Source organism: Pedobacter superstes (assembly GCF_037622515.1).
Lineage (GTDB): Bacteria > Bacteroidota > Bacteroidia > Sphingobacteriales > Sphingobacteriaceae > Paradesertivirga > Paradesertivirga superstes.
Genome location: NZ_JBBJCN010000010.1, coordinates 13,127 through 24,465, shown reverse-complemented (window position 1 = coordinate 24,465; position 11,339 = coordinate 13,127). Strand labels below are relative to the sequence as shown.

The following is an 11,339-nucleotide window of genomic DNA, read 5'->3' as shown; positions in this document are numbered from 1 at the left end:
TTTTAGGCTGGCCAACAGGGAGCCACCGGGTATCTATATTGGAAACATCTACAATACGACTTTTAGTTTATTCTAATTGGCCAGAAGTTAAATTTGTTCTACTTTTAAACAGTAAGGATGCTTTTTTTAAATCTCAATAACTATAAAGATGCTAACTGATCAATCACTAATTTCAGATCTTAAAGCAATCATTGAGAATGCTCGGGACAAGGCAATCCGGCAGATTGACTTTGAAAGGACTTTGATGTACTGGAATGTTGGTCAGAGAATATTTGAAGAGGAACAGAGAGGGCAGGACCGCGCTGATTATGGCAGTTATTTAACCAGGTATATCGCTGAACAACTGGAACCCCAATATGGTACCGGCTTTTCAAAAAGGCAGGTTGAACTTTTCCGTCAGTTTTACCGGACGTTTCCAAATGCGAATACACTGTATTCGCAATTAAGCTGGAGTCAATATAAACTGCTTATCCGTCTGGATTCACAGGACAAGCGGGACTTTTACTGTGCCGAGGCAGTTAAAAATAATTGGACCGTAAGGCAGTTAGAGCGCCAGATTTATAGCAGTCTTTGGGAAAGGCTATTAGCAAGCAACGATCGGGAAAGCGTCTTAGCTGTCGCCAGAAATGAAAAAGATGCTTCCAATGCCAGGGAGATTATTAAAGATCCGATGTATCTTGAATTCCTGGGGCTCAAAAGGGAATCATCCTATTATGAAAGAGACCTGGAACAAGCTATCATTACCCATCTTCATGATTTCCTGCTTGAACTTGGGAACGGTTTTACTTTCGTCGCAAGGCAAAAGCGATTACATATAGAGGGAGACGATTTTTATATTGACCTAGTATTCTACAACAGGTTATTACAATGCTTTGTTATTATTGAGATAAAGACCGATAAACTCACGCATCAGGATATTGGACAGTTGCAGATGTATGTAAACTATTATGACCGGTTTGAAAAGAAAGATTTTGAAAAGCCGACAATTGGCATACTCCTTTGTGCCGAAAAGAATAATGCAGTTGTAAAAATTTCTCTTCCCGAAGATAATACACACATTATCGCAAGTGAGTACCGGTTATACCTCCCTACGGAACAACAACTTATCGAGGAAGTAAAAAAGGAAATTGAAAAACAGGATAAAACATCTGGAAAAGAGGAGATTTGAAAAAAATTTGATAGAGATTTTAAGGGTACCGGGTTACCTTTCAGGAAACCTGGTATAAACATATGGCTTATAATTGGTTAGTTAAAAATCTCCTTTCTCCCAGATTGGAGATTTTTCTTTTAAGAACTGACTTAAATCTATCTACAGAAAGCCCTCTCCGGAAACAGAACCCGGATCCAGAAACCCTAAATATCGTCTACATTTTTCTTTCCAGGAAGGTGCAGTTCCAGCTGGCAGTAACAATATATTGTAGATAAAATGTTCTTCTCAACCTATTGGAACATTAAAGGCAGTTTTGCATCTTACAGGTCTAAACAATATCCGATGGAAAAATATAATAAACTCAAAGATCTCATTGCATCAGTAGAAAAAGACGCTGACAAATTTTACAATGGCGGTAACAATGCTGCCGGCACACGGGTTAGAAAAACTTTACAGGACATTAAAGGTTTGGCTTCCGAAATAAGGAAAGAAGTAACTGATCTGAAAAACGGTGGTGAACTCACCGCAAAATTCGGCCCTGGAAGTAAAGGTGTAAGTAAATGAAATACACTGTAATTGATTTCACCCGGTCAGAATGTAAGATCGGATTAACACCTGAAACAGAAGTTGAAAAAAAATTAATCGAAGAAGCTAAAAAAAATCGGGAACCATACCAGGACACATTTTTTTACCATTATTAGGCAGCTCTTGAATTGAGGCTGAATACGAACGCTCAATGTTTGAAAGTGGTTGATGATTCAGGCTATCCCTCAGAAATAACTGTTAAATATGAGATAGCAAAAGGGATGGGATAGTACATCTGTAAATCTTAGCTTTGCCCCGAGATAATTCGTTCTTTTTAAATTAATGATTAGGCCTTAACCCTGTTAAGGCTTTTTTCATTTGGTTCAGTTCAAATTCATTTGGAACCCGTAATCGTTCCAGAATTCGTTTGTTAAAATACACTTATAAATAACCCCCTGAGCGCTCCCCTCCTTTGTCATGCGGTTCCCGCCAGGAATCATCTGCATCGTTTTAAAAATTGAATAACCGCTGATATGAACGGTGTTTTCCCAATCATTTCCAGACCTCAAATCTTTTTCAAAAATCAGGTTTGTCTTCATCAGCATGAGCATGGTAGCTTCAAATAAGGGAGTAGGCCTGTCAATTTCTTCCACATCCAACAGAGCCGCCAAATAATCAACATTTAAACGGGCGAAAACACCCAGGTCCCTGACATTAAATTCAAATTCTTGTTTATCCAGATGGACGATATAGTTTACAATATGTACGGCAAATGCTTTCCTTAACGGGTCTTCACCATAAATTTTATTGATCCCGTTAGTGATTTTTTTCAAAAATAAACTCATCTACTCGTTCTAAATTCCCAGGGGGCAATTGCATTAGGCTGCACCCATAAACCCACTTTATTTTTTTTTGGCAGTTTCTTCAAGACTGGCAAAGTCTGCGCTTTTATCGTAATGTTTATAATGCCAGGCTAAACCGGCTTTAAGTAATTCCTTATTTAATACTTTCCCATCAGGAAGCTTCACAAGCCCGATGGTTCTTCCGTATCGATCAGTATCCAGTGCCTGCACTTCAACCGTTTTACCATAGCATAAATCAGAGGTGGCTTTTTGCCCGAAATCCTGGGACTTCTCGGGACAATCGATACCATGCAGTCTGATTTTAACTTGCTGAAAATTACTGTTAAGAATGGTAATGGTGTCACCATCGGCCACAGCAACTACTTTGCCCGTTAGAATTTCAGAGGCAAAGGCTATGAAAGAAATGCAGAGAAAGCAAAGGGAAAAAGAAAACTTACTTATCAGTACCAAAATAAAAAAATTCCTTTGAATTATAGCTATATCATCCGCAGTTCTATTTTTCGCGCTTGATTGGATATCGGGAATACCTTATACTATTATAAGAGGGGACGATAAAAACAGCTCTGACACTAGTAATATCCCTGTCGTTTACCAATCCGGGAGAGATTACGACCTTTCAACTTCCGGCCATAGATCGGCGGTATTACGGCGGTGTTTGTAGAATACATATACCCAACTTGCATATTAATAAACAGCTTGCTAACCGTCTTTAAAAAGATCGTTGCGGGCAAAAGAAAAAATAATGGAAAATAGAAATCTGAGCAAATTGGACAAGCTCACTGGAAAACATACCAATTCTGTTATAGTGGCTATCCTGATTATAATCCTTTGGTTCACTCTAATGGGTTTGTTCCTGGGTGGTGTGGATTTACCTTATCCCGTAATAGGAGGAGTAATGGCCGTTCTCTTAATTTTAGCAAGATATTTTCTAAGAATAGCATCCGGCACTCAAAAATGAATGGTAGTTTATTTTGGATGTATAAAAATTCTTTAAAGAAAAAAGGGTTGAACTATTGTCCAACCCTACATCTACCTATGAAAAACGTCCTTTTGGGAAGGACAATTAATTATACTCAATCTTTTATAATTTGGGTGCGTGTATTTTATTTTTTCTTGTTTAAATGCGCGCTTTCTTCTTTAATATTCACTATCCTGTGATTCTTCAACCAGGTTTCAAACTGGTCTTGCTTATCCTTTGTATTTAAAAAAGCATCTTTTTCTGTAAAATTGATGATTTCGCAGGTTTGTAGCAGGATGGTGAAAATTTCTCCGGACCTGCAATATTTTGAAAGTTGTTCAACAGGATATTCGAATCCTGGAAAGGAATTATTCTTTAAGGTATCAGTCATTAAGATAAGGTAAAAAGGTATTTGTATTAAAATAAATGTATAAATCGATCTCATATAAAAAAAGATGGCGCTGCTTAACTTATCCGAAAAAGAGGTACTGGTATACCTTCAACCGAAATAAGCAAGCACACGCCAACGGCATGTGCGTTTTGCTATTCCTCGGTTGTGTTTTGAAATTACCAGTTTCCTTTTTCGAGTTTTTGCTAACGCAAAGTCTTAACTATATAAAATTTAACAGTCTCTATCCCTGGGAAAGAGATTGTATCGATGATACAAAGTTAAGATTTTACCGCTATTTAACTTATTGGTTTATCAGTCGTTAGATTATTTTCAAATCATCTACAAAACAGCGAAGCAGACTTGAACTTGAGCCAGGTTAAATTCCAGAGATTGTCTACATATTAATTTGGCGCTGGTGGGGATCCGCGACTGGCCAGAAGAAACTACCTCAAAATTTATCTACAAATGCAATTACGAAAATTTAGATATGGAAGATCCGCGATTGGAAAAAAGACTAAGATAGTTTTTGTAAAGCTCTTTATTTACGTTGATTAGAATATTGAATCGTTATTCAGGATTGATTATATTTTTGTATTCCTGATATTCTTCTCCCATTTGTGTCTGTATAAATTCCTCCATACCGATATCATTCTTTTCGTTCACATAACGCGTAAATGAAAGTACACCCTTACAGGCTTCAAAACCTTTTTGCTCCATATCTTTTCGGATATTTTGCGCGAGGCCTTCCAGCCATTCCGAAAAATCGGTCATCGAGGGTTCAAACTCTCTAGCTCTGCTATGATATAAATAGGCAGAGTTTCCATACGAAAACATTAATTCATGGAAGCGCCTCTCACCCTCATCAAACTGGCTTAAAAGTTTTTCCTGAGATGTGTTACAATCATCCAAAGGATGTTTAACCTTAATCATTGAAAATACTGTTAGGTTTTAAAAAACGGATTCTTCAAATTAAAAACAAAATATTTGATAATCCTTCGTTTCCGGCAGATTTACAATTCATCTACAAATTTTTTCTTCCGGAAGATCTGCAGAAAGGTAGATTCAAAATTTTCGTCTACAAATAGAGCTGGCCGGTGAACAGCTGATCACCGAGCCAGGATTAAAACTATCTACTATTTTATGGCTTTGTAGGTTCCCCGTTTACTTTTGCTAACAGAGAACGTTTGGAATTTTGGAGTTTAAATTCCAAATCAAAATGTTTAATCACATCGTAATTCAGGTTTTGAAGATTATTTTCCAATTCCCGAACCTTGGCTTTCAAATCTCTGATTTCCTGCTGTGCTTCGGTATAGGATTTATGAAGCTTGCTGTAGTTGAACATCGCTCGCTTCGCTGCTCCTGTTGCCGTCTTTTCAGAGAACATTAGTTGTAAAGTTTTCACCTCGGCACTCTCGTCCTGGCTCAAATTCCTTAAATACAACTCTTTTACATCTTTGATATCTTCTTCTGACATACTCTTGAATTTTAAAATTAGCTTGGTACATTCCGCAAACTGCTGAACATACTCCCTATGACTGAAATAAACAGGATGATTATCAAGGTTAAAGAAATCGATAGGAGGAGTACCGCACATTTCCAAATCAGGTCTGCTACGAGATAGAGCAACCAGAATAATACCTTAATTACTATGGACAGTAGTTTCATCTTCCTCCCTTTCTACATGATATGCCTTTGTAAGTTCGCCCTGCAAAACAGGGAAACCGTAACCGGCTATTAAAAATCGGCCGTCATTAAAATTAAATATGATCTAGTAATAATATCATTAAACGATACTCCATCACCGGATTGAAATTTGATTTCCATAGTAGTAGATATTTGTTTCCCGGTCATAATCCGGTGCCTGAGGCCAGGCAACCGGATATTATGGTTATTTTAAAAGTAATGATTTTATTGATATTATCACTCATTCCAGTGAAATTATGCGGCTACCATTAAGGCCGATTTTGAAATCTTGGCAATGTGCCTCATATTTTTCTGTACCAATTTCCTAACCCTTTCGCTATGCGCTGTCGGTTGATTATTCTTACCTCTGGATTGGATAATTCTTAATTCCGATAATGATACCTCAATCGTTTCTATGCTGACCCCGTTAATTCTTGCTGATAAGATAAGTGAGTCTTCTTCTTTGTAGTACTCGTTGGTGAAAACACAATGGTTAAGCGTGTCGCCTTCTAAAAGGAACTCCTGAACACTCTCTAAAACTTTAATTGTAAGGTCTCCGTCAGTAAATTGAAGTCTGAAATAGTAACTCTTAGTAGAAACGTATTCAAGCTGGTCGGCATCCATCCGGCTGATTCTTTCCTCCCGTTCACGTTGTTTTTCTAATGCCCTTCGTGCCTCAAACTCTTTATCCTGTTGAATCTGAATAAGCCTGTCAATTTTCCTTTTCTTAGCCACAAGTTTATCGTGTACCTGTTTTAAATTTTCAGGGCAGACAAATTTTGAATTATAGAGGTCTTTCTTAAAGAATTCTAATAACTGTAGATAATCAAGAAAGGTTAGGGCATCTTTTACAATATATCCGTTCCTAATGCAGATTTTAATTGAATTCCAGAATTTTTCAATCTTTTCAGACTTTGAGGAAAACCTCACATCGAGCAAACTATATTGTTTCGTTTTAATCAGGGTTTCCGCTTTGCTGTCCTTTAGTATGTAATTGAAAATATCAAAGGGAGTACTTTCACCAAAATTTCCTTTAAAGCCGTTACGTTTATAAATCGGCAGGTATTTCATTTTCGGATAGATTTTGCTCGGCCAAATGTTGTATTTGCCATGCATGTAAGTTCTATCTCTGATTTCCAGTTCTCCGCTGAAATTGTGGTTTTGATAATAACTCATTCCACCTCTGTTTCTGGCAACAAGTTCATGTTTGCCATCAGGTTTCATAAATTGCTGAACGATTTCCTGTAAATAGATACGTGGTTCTTGTCCGGATTTATGATAGGTACGCATTTGAAAATATCGGTTAAGTTGGAACTCATCACAGGTATCAATAACTGCGAAGTAAACAAGTTGAGAAAGTTTCTTTTTCCGGCTATCTTCAACCGTTACCCTGCGTTTGCAGGAGGGACAAACATCTTTTTTGTGTATGTCGTTACCCTTCCACACATGGCCACAGCTTAAGCAGGAGGTATTGGATTTATTTCGGTAGGCTAAATGTTTTATGACTTTTTCAAACGCCCAAGGTGTTACTGTTTTTTCTAGGTTGGGTAACTTAGAACTTAATTCTATTACCCGGTGTTGCTGTCTTGTTTTTGGTCTCATGGCAATTAAAATAAAGTTGGGTTTTCAGTCAGTTCTACTTTCGTTTTAAGCGGTTTTGCTGTAAGCTTCCTCTTTTGTTCATCTACCAACTGCTGTAAAGCAATTTTTTTAGCTTCCTCAATTTCCTCCAGGGTAGGATCAGGGCGGTGGTTAATAACCATGTGGCAGTTAATATCCTTACCTATATCAATGGATTCCTCGTCATAGTAATGAATAGCCATTCCGAAAACTTCATCATCAGTAAAGCCAACAAAACCACTTTTTTGTACTGTATTCAGAATGTAGGTGATACAGTCATCAATATTTTTATTCGGGTTATTAAACTTTTCTGCGAAGAGGGAATCTTGCCGAGCAACTATTTCAAGATGCTCGGTGATGGTCTTTTTAAATGCGTCTGTCGATTTCATGGTGATGGTATGATGTTGATTCAATCTGTTTATGCAACGGCACGTTGAAAGGTGCCTTGCTCATCTTCCTGTGTTTCTGTTTCTTCGGCTGAATTATTTCCGATAATGAAATTTGCTGCTTTACCTGCCTTGGTAGCTGCTGATAAAATGAGGCTTTTATCGTTTTTCAAGGCTTTGAGCCAGCCTTTGATGTAGGCTGCTGATGATTGAATGGTTTGATTAATTAAACCTGTTTGAGCACATAGAAAAGCGGCTGCAAGCTCTGCAACCAATTCCTCTTTTGAATATTCAGCATTTCCAAAACGGGCAGGGCTTTCCTGTTCTGCGAAGCGGTCAAGTCTAGCTTTATGACCTGTACTGTGTATTAATTCATGGAAGAGAACAGAATAGTAGAGTTCAGAATTTTTAAAGTCATTCCTATCAGGTATTTGCACCATATCAAGGGATGGGGAATAAAACGCTTCATTACCTCCATGACTGATTAGGGGTGCATGTGGCATATTGTCAACCAACTGTTGGCAGGCATCTATGATTTCGTTGGGTGTTCTTTCCCTAAAGGTGGTATCAAAAGAAATACCCTCAATTTGGTCAATATTAAAAACTGTCCAGATAAAGGGAGTAAAACGCTTTCCAAATTTAGATTGCTCTTCCCCGGTCTCTTCGTCGGTTGTAACGCCTTTTAAAACCGTATCAATTTTCCAAAAAACAATAGAATAACCCTTTTCCCCTTTTTTCACATGTCCGCCTTTCTGTTGAGCCTGTTTGAAGGTGAGGAAAAACGGAGCCGAATACTCCTTTCTCATGGTTATGAGATTAAGATAAAAAGCATTAAAGCCGTCATAATTACGTTTAGTTATCACGTTTTGAGGCATCCCGTGAGCCGTCCAGGGCTTATGCCATGCTACTATACCGTTTTCAAGTAATTCGATTATTTCGCCCGTCACACGCTCTGCCAGTTGGTTTAATTTATCGTTCGCTTTCATAGGTATTATGTTTTTTTTGTCTCTTTCTTTCGTTATGTAAATATACGAAATAGAATAGTTAATTATACGTTTTTGTATAGCTAATTTCTCAACAACTTTACCCGACCCAAATTTTTTTTCCCCTTACTTACCCTTTGTTTTGATTTGTCTAAAAAGGATTCCGGCCGGCGCCGAGCTGGAGAAAGGTTTTGAAAGATTTCGTCTACATTATAGGGTGCATCAGGATCCGGAGTAGCGGTAACCAGAAAAAGTTTTATCTACATTTTGAGGAGCTGGCCGGGAGGGCGAACACAGAATTTTTAATGAGCATGGGGTTTAAAAATGCTGTATGGCAATTTCCCGGAGCGAAGCGGTTAAAAAGGAAATTGACATTCTGCATTGAGCGCTGGCTACTGCTGTAAGGACAGATGAGAACAAGGTAAGCAACCGGATTTAAAGGGCGCGTCCGGGGCGAAGAAGGACGGCAGCAGTAGTCAAAAAGGGGATAAAAATTAGCCGATTTCGGGAAGGGAGCAGGGGTAATTTAGATCTGATGGATAGTGTCTACCAGTCGCTTTTCTGTTCAGCTTTAAAGTGGAATTTTTTATCAAAAGAATAGTTCAGAATGATGCTTGGAGATTTTTTGAATCCGTTAGTAAACTCCGTCTTGCTGTTCTTTAAGCCATAAGAATCAAGCGTAGATTTTTCCCCCAACTGAGAGAGCCCGTCGCTGTATTTTGGGTAAGCTCAATTTTGCTTAAGGTAACCCTGTATTTGCCTTCTTTATAATCAATGTTCAGGAACCCGGCGATATGACTTCGGGAAACATACATAGGAGTAAGCATTTCAGAATAACCCGCAGCTTTAAAATCCGCATCGATAGGTTTAAGCTCGCCTGAAATTTTATTCTCGGCTACCTGAATGTTATTGATAAGTCCGCTGGATTTTATCACATCGGTTAAAGCCTGAAAGGATAAGGGAGTGTCATATACCTTTTGCCAGATAATTTCATTGTCCTTAACAGTGAAGTTATTTACGGATTCCTGAGCAAAACTAAAAACTGTCAGAAATAGGAGGGAAGCAAGTAAAGCAATATGTTTCATGATAGATTCAATGTGGTAGTAAACGTAAAAGATTTTCCTTTTTATATTGGACTTTTGTTAAAGCGTTAAGGATCGGAGGGGCAGCTTATAAAGCTGGTCTGAAGCAAAGCGAAAGACGGAAGCGGGAGCGAATTCCTGCAGAGCCTGTCCGAAGGAACGCCCAAAAAAAATTTATTCAGGCGTACTTACCTCATCGGGCCCTATTTTCGGTTAACTTTTCAAATCCCATCACCACTGTTTCAACTTCTCCCTTAACAAGCTTGGTGGAACTTAAGTCAAGCTTCTTCCTTGCTAAAATTCCCGCGTCATTGTTCAATTCTAAATAAGTAGGCAATTCTGCTACCTTCATTGGAGTGCCCCGAAACTGTTCATCCATCGAACAAACTGGAATATGCATTTGAAATGAAAAATTTCCGTAATTGAGAAGAAAAAACATATAAGGAACAATTTCCTTGTGATTTATTCTTCGTTTGAACAAGCCGCAAGACGGCCACCCAAAGGGGTGAATTCCCGGTGCATATGCATAATATACCAGGAGAGGATTTATCTTAAACGGACTGTCATTATGATCGGGCTCGTTGATCCATTCAATGGTGTTACTAAAATGAACTATCTCGGTTTCCGGCATTACTGTTAGCGCCATTTTCACTAAACACTTATAGAAAGCGATTGGAAAATAGCTGGCACGATTCGCCTTAAAAGTTATGGTCTTAGCCTCCTCATCAATAAAAGCAAACTCATCACCGGCATGATCCTGGACGTTCATATGATCGCTCCCTATATCAACTCTTGATTTTTTTTGATTGACGGTTTTAAAAGACGGAACGCCCCTTTTACCCTTTACCTGCGAAAATGTATGCCAGAGGTTCATATAATTTGCCATGTGGCTTTCCAGAAGTGTAGAAAACTTTGCATTACAGGCATCACACTCGTAATACGAAAACAAAGTTTTGTTACCGGTGAATTCGGGGATAGCATGAGCGAGGTTACTAAAGGAAGTTTCCGGCGATTTCTTTTTGCAAAAGCGGCATTGTTTATTTTGCTTATCGCCTAGATACTTAATTATTCCCTGGTCTATATATTGAAAGGCGGGCAGATAATTTCCCTCGAAAAAAGCAAAGCGTTCGTCTGTTCGTGTAAGGTTCATTATTGATAATATTAAATAAGAGTACTGATCACTCCATATATTTTTAACGATGAAAAAAGAAAAAAGTCGCAAAAAAGAAAAAAGGGTTGCCGATCTAACCGGCAACCCTTCAGTGTGTGTTTATTATAACTGGATTAACAGCTCAATAAACGCGATAACCAAGGAAAGGAATGCCATGATTAACGTGATAATATCAAATCTTTTCATTTCTGAGTGATTTAAAATGTTCAGAATTCGATTTCAGTGATTCGATTTTCCGGTGATTACCGGGGAGTGCGATTTGTAGTACGTACGATGTAAAAATACGCAAACCGAATCGAATAAAAAATCGTCATCGTCTTAGTCTACACCTACCAAAAATGGTAGGTGTAGAAATTAATTATCTTATGATCCTTCCCTGAGCATAAGAATAACCAAACCGGTTATATCTATATATAGTCTGGAAAATTCTAAAAGTCCACTCCGTAGCAAAAAAAAATAATTTTTTTTATTTTCTTGATCCTTTGCCCTGAAAACAAGAAACCAAGGTCATTCCATACCCCTTAAAA

13 protein-coding genes are annotated in these 11,339 nt (G+C 38.1%); 3 read left to right on the top strand and 10 right to left on the bottom strand.

What is annotated here, in order from left to right:
• The first annotated feature begins 148 nt into the window (after positions 1–148).
• Positions 149–1,168: a PDDEXK nuclease domain-containing protein gene (locus WG906_RS18210; RefSeq protein ID WP_339994312.1), complete on the top strand. Its 1,020-nt coding sequence runs from the start codon at positions 149–151 to the stop codon at positions 1,166–1,168.
• Between the two features lie 324 nt (positions 1,169–1,492).
• Positions 1,493–1,714, top strand: coding sequence for a histone H1 (locus tag WG906_RS18205; protein ID WP_339994311.1), 222 nt, complete (start codon positions 1,493–1,495; stop codon positions 1,712–1,714).
• Between the two features lie 344 nt (positions 1,715–2,058).
• On the opposite strand, the gene WG906_RS18200 is transcribed toward WG906_RS18205, so the two are convergent.
• Together WG906_RS18200 and WG906_RS18195 are read right to left on the bottom strand one after the other, a co-directional pair.
• A complete protein-coding gene (locus WG906_RS18200) occupies positions 2,059–2,520 on the bottom strand; it encodes a hypothetical protein (protein ID WP_339994310.1) in 462 nt (153 codons plus the stop codon).
• Between the two features lie 57 nt (positions 2,521–2,577).
• Complete coding sequence (locus WG906_RS18195; RefSeq protein ID WP_339994308.1) at positions 2,578–2,988, bottom strand: thermonuclease family protein; 411 nt, start codon at positions 2,986–2,988, stop codon at positions 2,578–2,580.
• A 292-nt stretch (positions 2,989–3,280) separates the two neighbouring features.
• On the opposite strand from WG906_RS18195, the gene WG906_RS18190 reads away from it, so the two are divergent.
• Complete coding sequence (locus tag WG906_RS18190) at positions 3,281–3,496, top strand: hypothetical protein (protein ID WP_339994307.1); 216 nt, start codon at positions 3,281–3,283, stop codon at positions 3,494–3,496.
• Between the two features lie 145 nt (positions 3,497–3,641).
• Here the strand turns inward: WG906_RS18190 and WG906_RS18185 are convergent, their stop codons facing one another.
• From WG906_RS18185 to WG906_RS18150, 8 genes are all read right to left on the bottom strand, one after another.
• On the bottom strand, positions 3,642–3,887 hold the full coding sequence (locus WG906_RS18185) for a hypothetical protein (protein WP_339994305.1): 246 nt from the start codon (positions 3,885–3,887) through the stop codon (positions 3,642–3,644).
• Between the two features lie 567 nt (positions 3,888–4,454).
• Positions 4,455–4,817, bottom strand: coding sequence for a hypothetical protein (locus WG906_RS18180; protein ID WP_339994303.1), 363 nt, complete (start codon positions 4,815–4,817; stop codon positions 4,455–4,457).
• 208 nt (positions 4,818–5,025) lie between these two features.
• A complete protein-coding gene (locus tag WG906_RS18175; RefSeq protein ID WP_339994302.1) occupies positions 5,026–5,361 on the bottom strand; it encodes a hypothetical protein in 336 nt (111 codons plus the stop codon).
• Between the two features lie 464 nt (positions 5,362–5,825).
• Positions 5,826–7,172 carry a PcfJ domain-containing protein gene (locus WG906_RS18170; RefSeq protein WP_339994301.1) on the bottom strand — a complete coding sequence of 449 codons (1,347 nt, stop codon included), beginning with the start codon at positions 7,170–7,172 and terminating at the stop codon, positions 5,826–5,828.
• A 5-nt stretch (positions 7,173–7,177) separates the two neighbouring features.
• Complete coding sequence (locus tag WG906_RS18165; RefSeq protein ID WP_339994300.1) at positions 7,178–7,579, bottom strand: PcfK-like family protein; 402 nt, start codon at positions 7,577–7,579, stop codon at positions 7,178–7,180.
• Between the two features lie 29 nt (positions 7,580–7,608).
• Complete coding sequence (locus tag WG906_RS18160) at positions 7,609–8,562, bottom strand: ArdC family protein (protein WP_339994299.1); 954 nt, start codon at positions 8,560–8,562, stop codon at positions 7,609–7,611.
• 656 nt (positions 8,563–9,218) lie between these two features.
• Entirely contained in the window at positions 9,219–9,644 is a 426-nt protein-coding gene (locus WG906_RS18155; protein WP_339994298.1) for a hypothetical protein, read from the bottom strand.
• 190 nt (positions 9,645–9,834) lie between these two features.
• A complete protein-coding gene (locus WG906_RS18150) occupies positions 9,835–10,791 on the bottom strand; it encodes an HNH endonuclease (protein WP_339994297.1) in 957 nt (318 codons plus the stop codon).
• Positions 10,792–11,339: the final 548 nt, after the last annotated feature.

What these genes read in the sequence shown, in the direction of transcription:
- WG906_RS18210 (WP_339994312.1), top strand. Translation starts at nt 149, where the DNA reads ATGCTAACTGATCAATCACTAATTTCAGATCTTAAAGCAATCATTGAG.
- WG906_RS18205 (WP_339994311.1), top strand. Translation starts at nt 1,493, where the DNA reads ATGGAAAAATATAATAAACTCAAAGATCTCATTGCATCAGTAGAAAAA.
- WG906_RS18200 (WP_339994310.1), bottom strand. Translation starts at nt 2,520, where the DNA reads ATGAGTTTATTTTTGAAAAAAATCACTAACGGGATCAATAAAATTTAT.
- WG906_RS18190 (WP_339994307.1), top strand. Translation starts at nt 3,281, where the DNA reads ATGGAAAATAGAAATCTGAGCAAATTGGACAAGCTCACTGGAAAACAT.
- WG906_RS18185 (WP_339994305.1), bottom strand. Translation starts at nt 3,887, where the DNA reads ATGACTGATACCTTAAAGAATAATTCCTTTCCAGGATTCGAATATCCT.
- WG906_RS18180 (WP_339994303.1), bottom strand. Translation starts at nt 4,817, where the DNA reads ATGATTAAGGTTAAACATCCTTTGGATGATTGTAACACATCTCAGGAA.
- WG906_RS18175 (WP_339994302.1), bottom strand. Translation starts at nt 5,361, where the DNA reads ATGTCAGAAGAAGATATCAAAGATGTAAAAGAGTTGTATTTAAGGAAT.
- WG906_RS18170 (WP_339994301.1), bottom strand. Translation starts at nt 7,172, where the DNA reads ATGAGACCAAAAACAAGACAGCAACACCGGGTAATAGAATTAAGTTCT.
- WG906_RS18165 (WP_339994300.1), bottom strand. Translation starts at nt 7,579, where the DNA reads ATGAAATCGACAGACGCATTTAAAAAGACCATCACCGAGCATCTTGAA.
- WG906_RS18160 (WP_339994299.1), bottom strand. Translation starts at nt 8,562, where the DNA reads ATGAAAGCGAACGATAAATTAAACCAACTGGCAGAGCGTGTGACGGGC.
- WG906_RS18155 (WP_339994298.1), bottom strand. Translation starts at nt 9,644, where the DNA reads ATGAAACATATTGCTTTACTTGCTTCCCTCCTATTTCTGACAGTTTTT.
- WG906_RS18150 (WP_339994297.1), bottom strand. Translation starts at nt 10,791, where the DNA reads ATGAACCTTACACGAACAGACGAACGCTTTGCTTTTTTCGAGGGAAAT.